This window comes from Plantibacter sp. lyk4-40-MEA-4 (assembly GCF_030209415.1).
GTDB lineage: Bacteria > Actinomycetota > Actinomycetes > Actinomycetales > Microbacteriaceae > Plantibacter > Plantibacter flavus_A.
Genome location: NZ_JARVSA010000007.1, coordinates 215,484 through 233,454 on the forward strand (window position 1 = coordinate 215,484; position 17,971 = coordinate 233,454).

Sequence of the window (17,971 nt, forward strand, 5' to 3'; positions counted from 1 at the left end):
TCACGGGAGACGACCGCCCATCAGGGCGACGGATCCCCCACTCCGGCATCGACCGCTCAGCACGGACGGGATCGTCATGTCTGAATGGATCATGCTCGGCGTCGGTCTCGTACTGACCATCGGCACGGGCTTCTTCGTCGCCTCCGAGTTCGCGCTCGTGAACCTCGACCGCGCCGATCTCGAGGCCCGCCGCGACCGTGGTGAGACCCGCCTGACGATGACGATCGCAGCGCTCAAGATCACGTCGACGCACCTGTCGAGCGCGCAGCTCGGGATCACCCTGACCACCCTCCTCACCGGTTACACCATGGAGCCGGCGCTGTCGTCGATGCTCGCCGGTCCGCTCGGCGCCATCGGGATCCCCGAGGGCGTCGTCGCCGTCGTGGCGACGATCGTCGCGATCACCCTCGCCACGCTGCTCAGCATGATCATCGGCGAGCTCGTGCCGAAGAACTTCGCGCTCGCGTTGCCCCGACAGACGGCCAAGTTCGTCGTCCCGTTCCAGACGGCCTTCACCTGGGTGTTCAAGCCCGCCATCGTGGTCCTCAACGGCAGCGCCAACGGCCTGCTTCGGTCGATGGGCATCGAGCCCAAGGAGGAGCTGTCGGGAGCCCGGACGGCCGAGGAGCTGTCGTCCCTCGTGCGTCGATCGGCGCTCGAGGGCACACTCGAGGCCGACACCGCTACCCTGCTCAACCGCACCCTCCGCTTCTCGAGCCACGACGCGTCGGACGTCATGACGCCCAGGCCGCGCATCGCGTCGATCCAGCGCGGCGAACCCGCCCAGGCGGTGCTCGCCCTCGCGAGGTCGACCGGCCACTCGCGCTTCCCCGTCACCGATGCCGACGTCGACGACATCACCGGTGTGGTGCACGTGAAGCAGGCCATCGCGGTCCCGCGCGACCGCCGCGGCGAGGTGCCCGTCTCGGCCCTGCAGTCACCGGCGCTGCGCGTCCCGGAGACGATGAAGCTGGACGTGCTGCTCTCGCAGCTGCGCGGACGCGGCTACCAGATGGCCGTCGTGGTCGACGAGTACGGCGGCACCGCCGGCGTGACCACCCTCGAGGACCTCGTCGAGGAACTCGTGGGCGAGGTCGCCGACGAGCACGACCGTTCGCGTGCCGGGGTGGTCCGCGGACGCGACTCCACGACCTTCCCGGGCAGCCTTCGTCCCGACGAACTCCTCGAACGCGCCGGCGTGCGCGTCCCCGAGGACGGCCCGTACGAGACGGTCGCGGGCTACGTCATGAGCGAACTCGGGCGACTCGCGGTCTCGGGCGACGAGCTCGAGCTCGAGGACGGCACGCTCCGCGTCGAGCGACTCGACGGCCGTCGGATCGATCGGATCCGATTCACCCCGAGACCCGTCGTGTCGGAGGACGGTGGTGACGTATGAGCGACTGGGCAGGAATCGCCTGGCTCGTGGTGCTGCTGCTCGCGAACGCCTTCTTCGTCGGTGCCGAGTTCGCGGTCATCTCCGCGCGTCGGTCGCAGATCGAACCTCTCGCCGAGCAGGGGAGCCGGAGCGCCAAGACCGCGCTGTGGGCCATGGAACACGCCACGCTCATGTTGGCGACGAGTCAGTTGGGCATCACCGTCTGCTCGCTGCTCATCCTGAACGTCTCCGAACCGGCGATCCACCACCTGCTGGAGGTGCCGTTGGCGCTCACCGGCTGGCCCGAGGAGACCATCGGCACGGTGGCGTTCATCATCGCGCTGCTGCTCGTCTCCTACCTGCACGTGGTCTTCGGCGAGATGGTCCCGAAGAACCTCTCCTTCTCGATCCCGGATCGCGCGGTCCTGCTGCTCGCTCCGCCGCTCGTCTTCGTGGCGCGCGTCTTCCGTCCGATCATCGTGTCCCTCAACGCGACCGCGAACGCCGTCCTCCGCTTGTTCCGGGTGGAGCCGAAGAACGAGGCCGCGAGTGCGTTCACGCTGGACGAGGTGGCGACCATCGTGGACCAGTCCACCCGCGAGGGTGTGCTCACCGACTCGACGGGTGCGCTCGTTGCGGCGTTCGAGTTCACCGAGAAGAAGGTCCACGACGTGGCCCTGCCGCTCGGGAGCCTCATCACGCTGACGGAGGAGGCCACCCCCTCGGACGTCGAGCGCGCCGTCGCCAAGTACGGCTACTCGCGGTACGTGATCGTCGACGACGAGTCGGTGCCGATCGGCTACCTGCACCTGAAGGACGTGCTGCGGTACGACGACCTCGACGGCAGTGGCGACGAGGAGCGGCCGGTGCCCGCGAAGCACATCAGGCAGCTCGTGTCGGTGTTCGAGGATTCGGACGTCGAAGACGCACTGACCACGATGCGCCGCTCGGGAGCACACGTCGCCCGGGTGTTCGACGAAGCGGGCGCCACCACCGGGGTCCTCTTCCTCGAGGACATCATCGAGGAGCTCGTCGGCGAGGTCCAGGACGCCACCCGGCGTCGCTGATCGGACGCCGGAGCCCCGACACGACGACGGCCCGTACGCGTTCGCGTGCGGGCCGTCGTCGTGTCGGGGTCGCGCTCAGACGCGCGGCTTGGCCCGCTCGTACTGGCCCGGCCAGGCGACCTCCACGCCGAGCTCGGTCGCGGCGCGCAACGCGAAGTGCGGATCACGGAGCGCCTCGCGGGCGACCATGACCGCCTCCGCCTGCCCGTCGGCGACGATGGCCGCGGCCTGCTGGGCGTCGGTGATGAGCCCGACGGCGCTCGTGTCGACACCTGTCGATCCGATGTGCGCCGCGAACGGGACCTGGTATCCGGGGGAGAGCGGGATGCGGACGCCGCCGACGGCTCCACCGGTGGAGATGTCGAAGAAGTCGGCGCCTCGCTCGGCGCACCAGGCGGCGACGGTCGCGGTCTGGTGCTCGTCCCATCCGTCGTCCACCCAGTCCGTGGCCGAGAACCGGACGAACAACGGCAGACCGGCCGGGAGGACCCCGCGCACGGCCTCGACGACGCGCAGAAGGAGCTTGGCCCGGTTCTCGAGCGAGCCGCCGTAGCCGTCCTCGCGGTGGTTGACGAGCGGGGAGAGGAACTGGTGCAGCAGATAGCCGTGCGCGGCGTGGAGCTCGATGACCTGGAAGCCGGCGTCGACCGACCGGACGGCCGCCGTCCGGAAGTCGTCGACGACGCGGTCGATCCCCTCCTCGTCGAGGGCCTCTGGGACGGCGTAGCCCGGGAAGGCCTCGGGCGACGGGGCGACGGTCGACCAGCCGCCCTCCTCGAGCGGCACGCTGCCGTGCCCGTCGGTGCCCCAGGGGGCGAACGTGGAGGCCTTCCGGCCGGCGTGCGCGAGCTGGATGCCGGGGACGGCGCCCTGCTCGGTGATGAACGCGGTGATCCGTCGCCAGGCGTCGCGCTGTTCGTCGTTCCAGATGCCTGCGTCCTGGGGGGTGATCCGACCCTCGGGGCCGATCGCCGCCGCCTCGGAGATGACGAGGCCGAAGCCGCCCGCCGCGAACTGGCCGAGGTGCATGAGGTGCCAGTCGGTCGGGACCCCGTCCCGGGCGGTGACGCTGTACTGGCACATCGGGGCGATCCACAGGCGGTTGGGGACGGTGAGGTCGCGGATGGTGATCGGATCGAACAGCTGGGGCACGGAACTCCTCGGGTCTCGGGGCGACGGGCGTCGCCATCCGGCTCAACGTCCCCGGGCGCGCTCGGATTCCCGACACCGGGATGACCGACGATCGACGGCTCAGAGCCGGGTCGCCGCGGCGACTGGCCTAGGGTGATGGCATGGCCGAACCGCGACTCTGGACCCCTGCCGACGCACGCGACTGGATCGCCGTGCCCGATACCGAATCGGACAAGTACTCCCGGGGGGTCCTCGGTGTCGTGACCGGGTCCGACCGCTACCCGGGTGCCGCCGTGATCGGTGTCGAGGCGGCGATCCGCACCGGCGTCGGCATGGTCCGCTACCTCGGAGCGGACCGACCGGCGAACCTCGTCCTGCAGCGCCGCCCCGAGATCGTGACGGCGGAGGGGCGCGTGCAGGCGTGGCTCATCGGCTCCGGTATGGACCCCGGCAAGCTGACCCGCGAGGAGAGCTCCCTGCTCGACACAGCCCTGCACGGGGGCGAGCCGGTCGTCGCCGATGCCGGGTCGCTCCGTCGCGTCGCCGCGGGTGCCCACCAGCGGGCGTTCGGTGTCGACGAGTCGTGGCGCATCGTGGCCACCCCCCACGTCGGTGAATTGGCGACCATGTTGAGCGGCCTGGGGAGCCCGGCCGAGGTCGGGGACATCCGTGCCGACCCCGTGTCGTACGCGGCCGACGTCGCCGCCCGCCTCGGCATCATCGTGGTGCTGAAGGGCGGCACGACCCACGTGGTCGCGCCGGACGGCGACGCCATCACGGTCTCCGGTGGATCGCCCTGGCTCGCGACCGCCGGCACCGGCGACGCCCTGGCCGGGATCATCGGGGCGCTCGTCGCCACGAACGCCGAGCGCGTGCTCGCCGACCCCGGCTGCCTGGCGAGCGTCGCCGCGAGCGGGGTGCTCCTGCACGCGGCCGCCGGGGACGCCGCCGCAGCCGACGGCCCGCTGGCCGCGCTCGACGTGGCCGAAGCGGTGCGCGGTGTCGTCGGGGGTCTCCTCCGCTGAACGAGCGTTCATCGGTGGACGAAGGACAACTCCCAGAACGCTCATAGCTCGCCCATAGAGAAGCTCAGGACACTGGTGCCACCGCGGCGGAGACCTCGCCGCGGCGGCCGCCGCACCGCGGCCTACACATCGCCCGAGGAGATTGAACGATGCGCAACCCCACCACCACCCAGCTTCCCGTCCGCACGCCACGGCTGTCCGTGGCGGCGAAGAAGACGACGTTCGCGGCCCTGACCGGCCTCACCCTCGTCGGCAGCCTGGCCGGTTGCTCGGCGGCCGACGCCGGCAGCTCGACCACCACCACGCAGCCGAGCACCGAGAGTGCGGCGACGCCTGAGGCGACCACCTCGACCGACGCCGCGGCGGGCTCGGGCGCCACCGACTACCAGGACGGCTCCTACACCGCGGACGGCAGCTACCAGTCGCCGAACGGCACCGAGTCGATCACGGTGACCGTCACCCTCGCCGAGGACAAGGTCACGGCGGTCGACGTCGTCTCGCACGCCGAGAGCGCGAACAGCAAGCGCTACCAGGCGGAGTTCATCTCCGGGATCGCCGCCGAGGTGGTCGGCAAGGACATCGACAGCCTCAAGGTCTCCAAGGTCGCCGGTTCCTCGCTCACCAGCGGCGGCTTCAACGCGGCCATCGACACGATCAAGACCGAAGCGAAGGGCTGAGGCGCGGGGCCGGACCGACGATGAGCGAGACGACACTGCGCTTCGAGGCGATCGGCACCGGATGGGAGCTCGACACGGCTCTGCCGCTCGAGCCCGAGACCGCTGAGGCCGTCGCCGCGTGCATCGACCGGTTCGACCGGACCTGGTCGAGGTTCCGGGACGACGCGTTCATCGCGCGCTTCGCCGCCGGCCCGGTCTCGACCGCCTTCCCCGACGATGCGCGCGAGGACGCGGTCGCATTGCTCGACACGTACCGGCGTCTGCACGATGCCACCGCCGGAGCCGTGACGCCGTTCATCGGCACCTCGCTCGAACGGCTCGGCTACGACGCCGCCTACTCGCTCGTCCCCCAGGGCCCGGCGGTGGCCGCCCCGCACTGGGACGACGTGGCCCGGTGGGACGGCGAGGTGCTCGAGACGAGCGTTCCGCTCGTGATCGACATCGGTGCGGCCGGCAAGGGGCGGCTCGTCGACCTCGTCGCGGACCTCCTCCGCAGCCACGGCCACGAGTCCTTCACGGTCGACGCCTCGGGCGACCTGCGTCACGAGCACGGGTCCCGCACGTCGGACCCGCTCCGCATCGCGCTCGAGCATCCGTACGATCCCAGCAAGGCCATCGGGGTCGCGACGATCGACGACGGAGCCCTCTGCGCCTCCGCCACCAATCGTCGTGCCTGGGGCGACGGCCTCCACCACGTCATCGACGGCCGGACCGGCGAACCGACGAGGACCGTCGCGGCGACCTGGGTCACCGCCCGGGAGGCGATGGTGGCCGACGGACTGGCCACCGCGCTGTTCTTCACCGATCACGAGACCCTGGCGGAGGCGTTCACCTTCGAGAGCGTCCGCATGTTCACGTCCGGTCTCACCGACCGGTCCGTCGGGTTCCCCGGCGAACTCTTCACCTGAGTCACGCGCCACAGGGCCCGAGCCCGGACGGCACCTTCTCCCAGAAAGCAGACCGCACATGAACGGCCGCACCGGCTCCTTCTTCGGCACCGTCCTCGGGCGGGTCACCATGTACCGCCTCGTGACGCTGTCACTCGGCACCCTCGCGATCTACGCCTTCGTGCTGTCGCTGTTCGGGCAGGTGTTTTACAAGCCGCTCGAGCTCCTCGCCACCCTGGTGACGCTGCTCCTCGTCGGCTACCTGACGAACCGCCTGTTCGGTGCGCTGTTCCAGGTGCAGCCGCACAGTGAGTCGTCCGTCATCACCTCCCTCCTGCTGTTCTTCATCCTGTGGCCGACGAGCGAGCCCACCGCACTGGCCTGGATCGCCCTCGCCGCCACGGTCGCCTCGGCGTCGAAGTACCTGCTCGCGATCCGGGGTCGACACGTCCTCAATCCGGCGGCCATCGCCGCACTGGTGATGAGCGTGCTGGCGAGCTACGTCACCCTCCCCGGTGTGTCACCGTCGGTCTGGTGGGTCGCCAACCCGTGGCTGCTGCCCGGTGTCGTGATCCTCGGTGGCCTCGTCCTCATCCGGACGAAGCGACTCACCATGGCACTCGTCTTCATCGTGCTCTCCTGGGCGCTCGTCACCGTCCGGCTCGTCACCGGTGGTCAAGAGCTGGGACCGGCACTGCTGGCTCCGCTCACGTCGTACCCGATCCTCTTCCTCGCAGCGTTCATGCTCACCGAGCCGCTCACGCTTCCACCGCGGCGCTGGCAGCAGTTCGCCGAGGCGGCGATCGTCGCGGTGCTGTTCTCCATCCCGTTCATGCTCGGCCAGGTGGCGTCGACCCCGGAGCTCGCGCTCATCGTGGGCAACGTGCTCGCGTTCGTCGTCGCCCGTCGTCGGGGGATGCGTCTGAAGCTCGAAGGCACCCGATCCCTCACCCCGACGGCGGTCGAGTACCGGTTCAGCTCGAAGCGGTCGATCCCGTTCGCGGCCGGCCAGTACCTCGAGCTGTCGTTGCCGCACCGCGGAGCCGACGTCCGCGGCTCGAGGCGCGTCTTCAGCATCTCCTCGCCACCCGACGACGACCGCACGATCCGCGTGGCGATGCGCGTGCCCGAGCGGGCCAGTAGCTTCAAACGGGCGCTGAGTGCGCTGCCGGTCGGCGCGAGCCTCTCGGCGACCGGCGTGTGGGGCGACTTCGTCCTGCCGAAGGACGCGAGCAAGCCGATCCTGCTCATCGCCGCCGGCATCGGGATCACCCCGTTCGCCAGTCAGCTGTCCCGCCTGCACCTCCGCGCCGATCAGCGTGACGTCGTCCTCGTCTACGTCGTGTCAGACGAGCAGGAGCTCGCCTACGCGGCCGAGCTCGAGACCTGGGGGACACCGGTGCTCGTCGTGGGACCGACTGACGACGTCCGGCTGCCGGACGGCTGGCGTGGCCTCGGACCCGGGCGCCTCGACCACGAACGCCTCGCCGAGGCCGTCCCGGATCTGGCCGAGCGTGAGGTCTTCATTTCCGGGCCGCCCGCGATGATCGAGGCCCTGAAGCCCGCCCTGCGCGGGATCGGCGTCGGACACGTCCGCACCGACGCCTTCAGCGGGTACTGATCAGCGGGCTCGCGGACCCGACCCGCTCGGGCGTCGAGCGAGTGGCGGACGGGTTCCACGGGCGGCGCGAGCCTAGGATGGTCCACGTGATGCGGCGTTGGCTCCTCTGGTGCGGGTTCGGCCTCGTGCACCTCCTCGTCGGGTGGCTGTGCCTCGTGGCGGAGGGTCTCCCGCTCGGCGACGTCGTCCTCGTGTACCGGCCGTGGGTCGAACAGGCGACGTCCGGCGGCCCGATCCCCGCCATCGACGAGCCCTGGGTCTATCCGATCCTCGCGATCGTCCCCATGCTGATCCCCCTGCTGCTCGGCAGTGCCTGGTACGGCGTCGGCTGGCTCCTGCTAGTGACCGGGATGAACGCCGGGGCGTTCGCGGTCCTCCTCGGCAACGGCCACTCACGCCCACGGTTGATCGCGGCATGGTGGTGGCTCGCGTTCCTCCTCCTGCTCGGACCGATCGCGCTCGCCCGGATCGACTCCGTGACCGTCCCCATCGCGATCGTCGGGCTCCTCTGGGTCGCCGGTCGCCCGCGGGTCGCCGCCGTCCTCCTGACGCTCGCCGCCTGGATGAAGATCTGGCCGGCGGCCCTGATCGGCGCGATCGTCCTGGCGCACCGCCACCGCGGCCAGGTGCTGATCGCGGCGGCGGCGACGTCGGTCGTGGTCCTCGGGGTCGGCCTCGTGCTCGGCGGCGCGAACGCGGTCAGCTTCGTGACGGAGCAGACCGGACGCGGTCTCCAGATCGAGTCGCCCATCGGCAACGCCTACCTGTGGCTCGCCGTCCAGGGTGTCCCGCAGAGCTTCGTCTACTACGACCGCGACATCCTGACCTTCCAGGTGACGGGCCCGGGTGTCGACACGGCGATCGCCGTCATGACGCCGCTCCTCGGCCTCGCCGTCGCCGGCGCCGTGCTCCTCGGGGTGCTCGCGGTGCGATCCGGACGCCCGCTCGTGCAGGTGCTCGCGCCGTTGTCGCTCCTCTTCGTCCTCACGCTCATCATTTTCAACAAGGTCGGGTCGCCGCAGTTCGCGATGTGGTTGGCGGCACCGGTGATCCTCGGGATCGTCCTGCAGCGTCGGCGCTTCCTCGCGCCGGCCGTGCTCGCGCTGATGATCGCCGCGCTCACGCAGCTCGTCTACCCCTATCTGTACCTGTGGTTGCTCAACGTCGACCCGGTCCTCGTGACGGTGCTGACGGTCCGCAACCTCGCCTACCTGGTCCTCGCCGGTTGGGCCGTCCACGCGTTGTTCTCGCCGCACCACCACGACGAGGACGTCTCCTCGGTCTCCATCCCCGTCCCCGCTCGAACCCACAAGGAGTGACCATGCTCGTCGCCTTCTCCGTCGCCCCCAGCGGCACCGGCAACTCGGACGGTTCCGTCCACGACGCGGTCGCCGCGGCCGTGCGGATCGTCCGCGAGTCCGGCTTGCCGAATCGGACCGACTCCATGTTCACGACCATCGAGGGGGAGTGGGACGAGGTGTTCGCGGTCATCAAGGACGCCACCGAGGCGGTCGGCGCCTACGGCAGCCGGGTCTCGCTCGTGCTGAAGGCCGACATCCGCCCCGGCTACACGGGTGAGCTGACCGCCAAGCTCGACCGGCTCGACGCCGCACTCGAGAATGACGGCTGAGTCCACCGGGAGGCGGTCGTCGGGTTTCGTCGGTCGGGACTCGAATCGATTCGAGTATTCCCGTACACTCGATCCATGCCCACCATCCTGGACGGGTCGACGCAGCTGTCGCCGACCCGTGTTCGTCTTGCCATCCTCGCGCTCGCCGTCGGGGCCTTCGGCATCGGCACGACCGAGTTCGTGGCGATGGGTCTGCTGCCGAACATCGCGACGGACCTCCTCCCCGAGCTGGCCGCTCGCAGCCAGGAACAGGCGAACGCGCAGGCCGCGTGGTTGATCACGGCGTACGCGCTCGGTGTCGTCGTCGGTGCGCCGACGATCGCCGCGCTCGTCGCGCGGTACCGGCGCAAGACCGTCCTGCTCTGGTTGGGCGTCGCGTTCACCGTCGGCACGCTCGCGTCGGCGGTCCTGCCGAGCTTCGGCCTCGTCCTGCTCGCCCGGTTCGTCGCGGCGCTGCCGCACGGCGCCTACTTCGGCATGGCCGCCCTCGTCGCCGCGAGTCTCATGGGGCCGGGGAAGCGCGGCAAGGGCGTCGCGCTCGTCATGACCGGGCTCACGATCGCGAACGTCGTGGGCGTGCCGTTCGCGACCTGGGTGGGCCAGGAGTTCGGGTGGCGCTCCGCCTACCTCATCGTCACCGGCATCTTCGCGCTCGCGACCGTGACCATCTGGTTCGCCGTGCCGGTGCAGGCGGGCAATCCGCAGCAGACGATGCGTCGTGAACTCCGCGTCTTCCGGCGCGGCCAGGTGTGGTTCGTGCTCGGGTTCGGGTCGATCGGGTTCGGCGGGCTCTTCGCCGTGTACAGCTATCTCGCGCCCCTCGTGACCGAGGTCGCGGGGGAGTCGGCGACCCTCGTCCCATGGGCGCTCGCGACCATGGGGGTCGGCATGACGATCGGCAACCTGGTCGGTGGGCATCTCGCGGACCGTGGGGTGAGGCGGGCCCTGATCGTCTTCTTCGCGCTCATGATCGTGGTCCTGACGGCCCTGGCACTCACCGCGACGTGGACTCCGACGATGTTCCTGTTCGTCTTCGCCGTCGGCTTCGCGTCGCAGGGACTCGGCCCGGCCATCCAGACGAGGCTCATGGACGTCGCCGGCGACAGCCAGTCCCTCGCTGCAGCGCTCAACCACTCGGCGCTCAACATCGGCAACGCGCTCGGGGCCTTCCTCGGCGGTGTGGTCATCGCCGGTGGCCTCGGCTACCTCGCCCCGGTCTGGACCGGTGTGGTGCTGACCGTGATCGGCCTCGGGATCGTCATCACGAGCTTCACGGTCGAACGTCGGCAGCTCCGGCGCGAACTCCTGCGGGCGAACGACGCCGAGGAACGCCGGATCGCGGACCGCAACCCGCCGACGGCTCCGATCCCCGTCTGACCGATACCCGTCGCCCATCCCGGCCTGTGGGGTGCGGTAGGGCATGGTGCCAGCGCGGTGCGCTGACGCGAGCGCGACCCATACGCGTGAGCGCGGGTCTCCGGAGACCCGCGCTCACGTATCCGAGTAGCGCTCACGCCGCACCGTGCGGTCTCGCGTCAGCGCACCGCGCTGACGCCGACACCCGCGCGCTCGCGTCAGCGCACCGCGCTGCTAGTCGACGATGATGCCGTCGAGGATCGCCCGCTTGCGCAGGGCGACCTTGGTACCGACGTCGATGCCGGCGTTGCGGTACTTCTCGCGGATGCGCTTGAGGTAGCTCTTCGCAGTCTCGTCGGAGATGCCGAGGCTCTCGGCGACCATCTTCACGGGCTCACCGGCGGCGTACAGCGCCATGACACGACGCTCCTGCGCGCTGAGGCGGGGGCCGGTCCCGGAGGCTCCGCTCGCGAGGGCGAGGTCGAGCTCGGGGGAGATGTAGGACTCGCCGCGTGACGCCGCACGCAGGGCGTGCACGATGGTCTCGGCGTCCTCGCTCTTCGCGAGGTAGCCCAGAGCGCCCGCGGCCAGGGCTTCACGGACCACTGCCGGGTCGCTGTAGGTGCTCATGAGGACGGTCGTGACGCCCGTGGTCTTCAGCGTCGCGAGCTTCACGGCGACCGGGACGTTGTCCTTGAGGTCGACGTCGAGCAGCAGGACGTCGACGGGGAAGGCGGGGTGCGTCAGCAGCTCCGGCCAGGACGGGGTCACGACGACGAGTTCGATGTCGTCGGCGACGCTCCTGATCCACTCGGTGAGCGCACCGAGCAGCATCCGGTGGTCGTCGACGATGCCGACCCTGATGCGAGACTCCTGTGACGTCATTGACGTTCCCCTTTCCGCTGGCCCGCAGCAGGATTGTCGACGGTGCTGTCGATCTCGATCCTGATCCGGGATTTCTGGTACGTGTCCGTAGAGCTGCCCACTCGTCCGAGCGCTTCCCACACCGCGGGATCCACCTTGGCGCGTTGCACTCCGACCGCTTCGAGGACGATCGGGATGACGAGCGCACCTGATCGGCCCGGTCGTTCGGAGCGGTCGACCGGTCCGAGCGTCAGCACAGCTCTGGCACTCTGCGCATCTGCTTCCCCGAGGAGCAACCATACTGCAGAGAGCAGTCCATCCCGCTGATCCGTTGCGAGATACGTCGCGAGTCGCTCGGGGTCGCGCAGGGTCGCGCTGTCCGACAACACGGACGACTCCTGGAACGCGTGCTCGAGCCAGGACTCCTTGCCCTCGGACATGAGGTGACGCCGAAGCTCGGTCGCAAGGCGGGAGGCGCGCGCCGCGAGTTCGGGGGAGAGCGGGAGGTCGACCGAGCCGTCGGCGACACCGACGAACAGCTCCTCCGCTTCGAGGTCGAGGGTCACGAGTTCCTCCGAGTCGAAGAACCCGAGTGCGTCCCGGACGCTCGCGACGGTGGAGGCGACCATGACCCGGTCGAGTTCGAGGCGGACGATCCGGCGGTACTGGGAGACGATCGCGCAGGCGATGAGCGGTGGGACGACGGCGACCGCGGCGAAGAGCAGCTCCGCACCGAGGGTCGCGGTCTGGGTCCGCGTGACGGTGAGGATCGAGCCCACGAGCATCAGCCCGAGCACCACGGTCGCGGCGGCGACGTCGCGCACCGGGCGGAGGGTGACGACCGCGAGCAGGACGCCGCCGACCGCCGCGGCCGCCGTCGGATAGACGCCCACGGCGTCGCGACTCCAGACGCTCGCCAGGTCGAGCGCGGCGACCACCACCAGCTGGATCAGCAGCGCGACGAACAGCCGATCCGAGAGGTGGAACGCGGAGCGGCGGAGGAGGAGGAAGGTCGACACGATCGCCGCGGTGAGCAGCAGCCAGGCGACGACGCTGAGCAGTGGTCGCGGGTAGTGGTGGACCGAGCTGACGAAGCGGATCGCGGCGTAGACGACGAGGATGACGCCGGACACCGAGAGACCGATGCCCAGTTGTGTCGTTCCGAGTGACGAACGCTGCCGGTCGATGGCGCGACGATGACGGTAGCGCCGGGTCGGTCCGGTGGCCTGCTCGAGGGCGTCGACACTCATGCTTGCGGGACCTCCAGGATGACCGTCGTCCCGGCCCCGGGGGCGGAGAAGACGCGCGCCTGTCCGCCGACCTCCTGGATGCGCGCGACGACCGATTCCGCGACGCCGAGATGGCCGTCCGGCACTGCCGACGGGTCGAACCCGGTGCCGGTGTCGGTGATGAGGAGTCGGGCCGTCAGCTCGTCGATCGAGACCGTGACGTCGGCCGAATCCACGCCGGAGTGACGCCGGACGTTCTCCAGGCACTCCCCGAGAGCGAGGAGGAACGCCTCGCGCACGCGTGGGTCGAGGTTCGCCTGTCCACCGCCGTAGACGTTGACCGTGAGGCCGAGCCCGGCGAACCGGTCCGTCACGGCCTCGATCCCTTCGTCGAGGGTGAAGTCGACACCGCGCTGCAGGATGTACGAGCCGGAGGAGACGGGGGTCAGCTCCTCGCCGAGGCGGAGGCTGCGGAGCAGATGCGCATCGTTCCCGGCCTGCGAGCGGAGGGCGGCGCCATCGACGCCCCGACCGGAGTGGGCGAGCATGGTGAGGGTCGCGAGCGCGGTGTCGTGCAGGAGGCGTGCGTCCTGTCGCCGTTGCGACTCGGCCTGACTCGCGAGCCGCTCAGCGTTGTAGGCGTTGCCGATGGTGTCGACCCGACGGATGAGTCGGGGGATGCTCGTGTCGAGCCACCCGCCGAAAGCGCCGATCGCGATCCACACGACCGCGGTCAGGCCGATGGTCGGGATCGTGAGCGCGGTGGGCCCGGTGACGACGACGATGGTGACCGCCGTCACGACGAACGCGGTCAGGAGCAGCGGCCAGGTGCGACGGATCGGCACCAGTCGGGCCGCGACAGCACCCATCCCGAGGGAGGTGATCGCGGCGATCGCGCTCGCGGAGCCGACCTGGCCGGTGTTCCCGTCGGACAGACCGATGACGACGACGACGCCGACACCGACGAGGAACACCAGCAGGACCCACCGCTGACCGTCGTACTGCTCGGCGGCCACGTGGGTGAGGGCGAGGACGGCGACGAGGACGAGGAGGACGGCGTACCGACCGCCCGAGACGACGCCCGGGACGCTGAGGATCATCGCGGCCGTGACGCAGCCCGCGAGCCCGAAGAGGCGCGTCGTACGCAGCAGCAGCCGTCGCTGGGTCCTCGCCACCCGATCCATGCTCACGCTCCTCTGAGGAGTCACCTTATCGGGTGACACGGGCGCCGCGGAACGGTTGTCGGACAGACGGAGCGCGGCTGTCAGACGGCGAGGAGCCGGCTGAGATGCGGCGCGACCAGCGCGTTCTCGATGAGGAAGCCGTCGTGTCCGAAATCGGACCGGAGGACCGACGGTCGGGTGCCGTCGAGGTTGCCGGCGAGGTGGAGGGCGATCTCCTCCTGTCCACTGACCGGGAAGAGCCGGTCGCTGTCGATCCCGAGCACGAGCGACGGACCGGCGTAGGCCCGCAGCGCCGCGCCGACGCCGCCGCGATCGCGTCCGACGTCGTGGGAGTTCATCGCCTCGACGAGGGTCACATAGCTCCCGGCGTCGAAGCGTCGGGTGAACTTGTTGCCGTGGAAGTCGAGGTACGACTCGACGGCGAAGCGTCCACCATGCCCGAGCGGGCTCACGCTCGACTGCCAGCTGCGTTCGAAGCGGGCGTTCAACTCACCCGGGCTGCGGTAGTTGAGCAGGGCCATCCGTCGGGCGAGGGCGAGGCCGCGGTGCGGGCCCTCACCGTCCGGGGCGTCGTAGTAGTCGCCTCCCTGGAAGTGCGGGTCCGTGCGGACCGCTTCGAGCTGCACGAAGTTCAGCGAGATCTGGTCCGCCGTCGTGACCGGGGGTGCGGCGATCACGGCCAGTCGGTCGACGAGCTCGGGGTGGGTGGCGGCCCATTCGAGGGCGTGCATGCCGCCCATCGATCCGCCGATCACTGCGGCCCAGCGGTCGAGCCCGAGGTGGCCGAGCAGCCGGTGCTGGGCCTCGACCTGGTCGCGGATCGAGGTGTACGGGAACCGTGAACCCCACTCGACGCCGTCGGGCGCGAAGGAGGAGGGGCCGGTGCTGCCCTGGCAGCCGCCGATCATGTTCGGAGCGACGACGAACCAGCGGTCCGTATCGACGGCGAGTCCCGGACCGACGATGCCGGTCCACCACCCGGCGGTCGCATGTCCGTTGCCGGCGCCACCGAGGACGTGGCTGTCTCCCGTGAGCGCATGGAGGACGAGGACCGCGTTGCCGCCGTCGTCGTCGAGCGTGCCCCAGGTCTCGTAGGCGAGTCTGGCGTGCGGGATGCTCCCGCCGTGCTCGAAGTCGAGGCGGCCGAGCGGGGCGAAGAGTCGGTCGCCCGGCCGGTCGCCGTCGCGCCAGGCGCCGCTCGAGGGCGGGTTCGCGAGCAGAGCGCCGACCTCGGCTTCGGTCACGAAACGGGAGGGCACGCTGTCTTCCGGGGTCTGCCAGTCCATAGGTCTCCATTGTGGCGTGCCCGCGGGCGTCGACCGGCCGTGTTACGTCACCCGATCGGCCGAGGTCGGCGCGGTGCGCTGACGCGAGTGCGCTTTCGCCGACTCCGGCGCACCGGAACGGGCTCGAGTGACGGGGAACCGGCCCGACTGCGCAACGAACGACGCGAGCGCGGGTCTCTGGAGACCCGCGCTCGCGTCTGTGGGGTGCGCTCGCGTCAGCGCACCGCGCTGGCGCAACCCGGGAGGGGGACGCGGTGGGACGGGCTCAGACCCGGGCGGCCTCGACGACCTGCTTCGCGGCGGTCAGACCGGCCTGGAGGTCGGCCGTGATGTCGTCGATGTTCTCGAGTCCCACCGAGAGCCGCACGAGCCCGGGCGTGACGCCGGCCGTGAGCTGCTGCTCCGGAGTGAGCTGCGAGTGCGTCGTCGATGCCGGGTGGATGACGAGCGAACGGACGTCGCCGATGTTCGCGAGGTGCGAGAACAACTGCAGGGAGTTCACGAAGGCGCGACCGGCGTCGACCCCGCCCTTCAGCTCGAACGACAGGACCGCTCCGACGCCCTTCGGCGCGTACTGGTTGGCAGCCGCGTACCAGGGGCTGGACGGCAGCCCCGAGTAGTTGACGCTGGCGATGTCGGGGTGGGCGTCGAGCCACTCGGCGACCTGCTGGGCGTTCTGCACGTGGCGCTCGATGCGGAGGCTGAGCGTCTCGATGCCCTGGATGAGCTGCCAGGCGCTCGCCGGGGCGATGGCCGCACCCAGGTCGCGCAGGAGCTGCACGCGCGCCTTGATGATGTAGGCGAGCGAGTCGCCCACGGCGTCGGTGTAGACCGCCCCGTGGTACGAGGGGTCCGGCGTCGTGAGGCCTGGGAACTTGTCCGCGTGCCCGGTCCAGGAGAAGGTGCCGCCGTCGACGATGACCCCGCCGATGACCGTGCCGTGACCGCCGAGGAACTTCGTCGCCGAGTGGACGATGATGTCCGCTCCGTGCTCGAAGGGTCGGATGAGGTACGGCGTGGCGATCGTGTTGTCGACGATCAGCGGGACGCCGGCCTCGTGCGCGACGTCGGCGACGAGGCGGATGTCGAGGATGTTGATCTTGGGGTTGCCGATGGTCTCCGCGAAGAACAGCTTCGTGTTCGGGCGCACCGCACGCCGCCACTCCTCGGCGTCGTCCTGGTTCTCCACGAAGGTGGTCTCGATGCCGAGCTTCGCGAGCGTGTATTTGAAGAGGTTGTACGTGCCGCCGTAGATCGACGACGACGACACGATGTGGTCGCCCGCCTGCGCGATGTTGAGGACCGCCGAGGCCTCCGCCGCCTGCCCGGAGGCGAGGAGGAGGGCGCCGCTGCCGCCCTCGAGCGCGCTGAGGCGCTCTTCGACGACGGCCTGCGTCGGGTTCTGGATGCGCGTGTAGATGTTGCCGAACTCCGCGAGGGCGAAGAGGTTCTTGGCGTGGTCGGCGTTGTCGAACACGTAGCTCGTGGTCTGGTAGATCGGCGTGGCCCGAGCCTTCGTGACCGGGTCGGGCGCTGCTCCGGAGTGGATCTGCTTCGTCTCGAACTTCCAGTCGTTCGTGGCATCGCTCATGGTGGATGGTCCCCTCTGCTCGGGTGGTCGGTGCTGCTCGGGTGATGGGTGCCGCCGGTGAGGCCGCTCGGTCCGACAGCGATGTCGCCGGGCGTGGCTCCGGGTGGTGCTCCGTCGTGACCCCGAGGCTACCGGCCCCGCCTGCACGCGCCAACCGCGCGGACACACGGCGTAACGGCTCGGCCCGGTGGCTACCCTGGAGGCATGACGACGAGACGTGTGGTGGTGACCGGTGCGAGTTCAGGGATCGGGGAGGCGACGGCGAGGCGTTTCGCGGCCGACGGTTGGGAGGTCGTGGCGGTGGCCCGCCGTGCGGAGCGGCTGGAGGCGCTCGTCGCGGACATCGGCGGCACCGCGGTCGTCGCCGACCTGACCGTGCAGGCGGACGTCGACGCGCTCGCCGCCCGGGTGGAGGAGCTCGGCGGCGTCCAGGCGCTCGTCAACAACGCGGGCGGTGCCTTCGGCCTCGCGTCCGTCGAGGACGGCGACGCGGAGGACTGGCGGCGCATGTTCGACATCAACGTCCTCGGCACGAAGCGCGTGGTCCAGGCGCTCCTGCCGATCCTCCGTCGGAGCATCCCGGAGGGTGGTGCCGCCACCATCGTCGGTGTCACCTCGATCGCGGGCCACGTCGCCTACGTGGGTGGCGGCGGGTACAACGCGGCGAAGTTCGCGGAGCGCGCGCTCTTCGAGGTGCTGCGGCTCGAGCTCAACGGCGAACCGATCCGGGTGATCGAGGTGGCGCCGGGCATGGTGCACACGGAGGAGTTCTCGCTCGTGCGCTTCGGTGGCGACCAGGACCGCGCCGACGCCGTCTACGAGGACGTGCCGGATCCGCTCTCGGCCGACGACGTCGCCGAGGCCATCGTCCACGCGACCTCGCTGCCGCCGCACGTCAACCTCGACCTCATCACGATCAAGCCGGTCGCCCAGGCCGCCCCGTACCGCCTGGCGAAGGGGCCGTTGCGCGTCGCGGAGTAACCCTTCGACAGGCTCAGGGACCGGTCGGGGCTCAGGGACCGGTCGGGGGCTCAGGGACCGGTCGGGG

The 17,971-nt window shown here is 70.3% G+C and carries 16 protein-coding genes; 10 read left to right on the forward strand and 6 right to left on the reverse strand.

Annotation, left to right across the window (positions count from 1 at the left end; translation table 11 throughout):
* The first annotated feature begins 76 nt into the window (after positions 1-76).
* Together QRN44_RS14275 and QRN44_RS14280 are read left to right on the forward strand one after the other, a co-directional pair.
* Positions 77-1,396, forward strand: coding sequence for a hemolysin family protein (locus tag QRN44_RS14275; RefSeq protein WP_064295253.1), 1,320 nt, complete (start codon positions 77-79; stop codon positions 1,394-1,396).
* A complete protein-coding gene (locus QRN44_RS14280; protein WP_064295254.1) occupies positions 1,393-2,442 on the forward strand; it encodes a hemolysin family protein in 1,050 nt (349 codons plus the stop codon). The genes QRN44_RS14275 and QRN44_RS14280 overlap by 4 nt, the downstream gene beginning before the upstream one ends.
* Before the next feature lie 75 nt (positions 2,443-2,517).
* Here the strand turns inward: QRN44_RS14280 and QRN44_RS14285 are convergent, their stop codons facing one another.
* Complete coding sequence (locus tag QRN44_RS14285; RefSeq protein ID WP_285039443.1) at positions 2,518-3,594, reverse strand: NADH:flavin oxidoreductase/NADH oxidase; 1,077 nt, start codon at positions 3,592-3,594, stop codon at positions 2,518-2,520.
* Between the two features lie 140 nt (positions 3,595-3,734).
* Between QRN44_RS14285 and QRN44_RS14290 the strand changes: the two genes are divergently transcribed.
* From QRN44_RS14290 to QRN44_RS14320, 7 genes are all read left to right on the forward strand, one after another.
* Positions 3,735-4,598 carry an ADP-dependent NAD(P)H-hydrate dehydratase gene (locus QRN44_RS14290; RefSeq protein ID WP_285039444.1) on the forward strand — a complete coding sequence of 288 codons (864 nt, stop codon included), beginning with the start codon at positions 3,735-3,737 and terminating at the stop codon, positions 4,596-4,598.
* A 149-nt stretch (positions 4,599-4,747) separates the two neighbouring features.
* The gene (locus QRN44_RS14295) at positions 4,748-5,275 is read left to right on the forward strand and encodes an FMN-binding protein (protein WP_285039445.1); all 528 of its coding nucleotides are present in this window, start codon (positions 4,748-4,750) and stop codon (positions 5,273-5,275) included.
* A gap of 20 nt (positions 5,276-5,295) precedes the next feature.
* On the forward strand, positions 5,296-6,183 hold the full coding sequence (locus QRN44_RS14300) for an FAD:protein FMN transferase (RefSeq protein WP_285039446.1): 888 nt from the start codon (positions 5,296-5,298) through the stop codon (positions 6,181-6,183).
* A gap of 58 nt (positions 6,184-6,241) precedes the next feature.
* The gene (locus QRN44_RS14305; protein ID WP_285039447.1) at positions 6,242-7,783 is read left to right on the forward strand and encodes an FAD-dependent oxidoreductase; all 1,542 of its coding nucleotides are present in this window, start codon (positions 6,242-6,244) and stop codon (positions 7,781-7,783) included.
* Positions 7,784-7,872: 89 nt separating this feature from the next.
* Positions 7,873-9,102 carry a glycosyltransferase 87 family protein gene (locus QRN44_RS14310; RefSeq protein ID WP_285039448.1) on the forward strand — a complete coding sequence of 410 codons (1,230 nt, stop codon included), beginning with the start codon at positions 7,873-7,875 and terminating at the stop codon, positions 9,100-9,102.
* 2 nt (positions 9,103-9,104) lie between these two features.
* A complete protein-coding gene (locus tag QRN44_RS14315) occupies positions 9,105-9,413 on the forward strand; it encodes a thiamine-binding protein (RefSeq protein WP_064295260.1) in 309 nt (102 codons plus the stop codon).
* 75 nt (positions 9,414-9,488) lie between these two features.
* A complete protein-coding gene (locus QRN44_RS14320) occupies positions 9,489-10,790 on the forward strand; it encodes an MFS transporter (RefSeq protein ID WP_175117756.1) in 1,302 nt (433 codons plus the stop codon).
* Positions 10,791-11,003: 213 nt separating this feature from the next.
* On the opposite strand, the gene QRN44_RS14325 is transcribed toward QRN44_RS14320, so the two are convergent.
* The 5 genes from QRN44_RS14325 to QRN44_RS14345 all read right to left on the reverse strand — a co-directional run bounded on the left by QRN44_RS14325 (position 11,004) and on the right by QRN44_RS14345 (position 16,923).
* The gene (locus tag QRN44_RS14325) at positions 11,004-11,654 is read right to left on the reverse strand and encodes a response regulator transcription factor (protein WP_056012577.1); all 651 of its coding nucleotides are present in this window, start codon (positions 11,652-11,654) and stop codon (positions 11,004-11,006) included.
* Entirely contained in the window at positions 11,651-12,883 is a 1,233-nt protein-coding gene (locus QRN44_RS14330; RefSeq protein WP_079002789.1) for a hypothetical protein, read from the reverse strand. Before QRN44_RS14330 ends, QRN44_RS14325 begins: the two co-directional genes overlap by 4 nt.
* Positions 12,880-14,037, reverse strand: coding sequence for a sensor histidine kinase (locus QRN44_RS14335; protein WP_139205503.1), 1,158 nt, complete (start codon positions 14,035-14,037; stop codon positions 12,880-12,882). The genes QRN44_RS14330 and QRN44_RS14335 overlap by 4 nt, the downstream gene beginning before the upstream one ends.
* An 89-nt stretch (positions 14,038-14,126) precedes the next feature.
* Complete coding sequence (gene metX / locus QRN44_RS14340; RefSeq protein WP_285039449.1) at positions 14,127-15,332, reverse strand: homoserine O-acetyltransferase MetX; 1,206 nt, start codon at positions 15,330-15,332, stop codon at positions 14,127-14,129.
* Positions 15,333-15,597: 265 nt separating this feature from the next.
* Complete coding sequence (locus QRN44_RS14345) at positions 15,598-16,923, reverse strand: bifunctional o-acetylhomoserine/o-acetylserine sulfhydrylase (protein WP_064295265.1); 1,326 nt, start codon at positions 16,921-16,923, stop codon at positions 15,598-15,600.
* Between the two features lie 204 nt (positions 16,924-17,127).
* Between QRN44_RS14345 and QRN44_RS14350 the strand changes: the two genes are divergently transcribed.
* A complete protein-coding gene (locus QRN44_RS14350) occupies positions 17,128-17,904 on the forward strand; it encodes an SDR family oxidoreductase (RefSeq protein ID WP_285039450.1) in 777 nt (258 codons plus the stop codon).
* Positions 17,905-17,971: the final 67 nt, after the last annotated feature.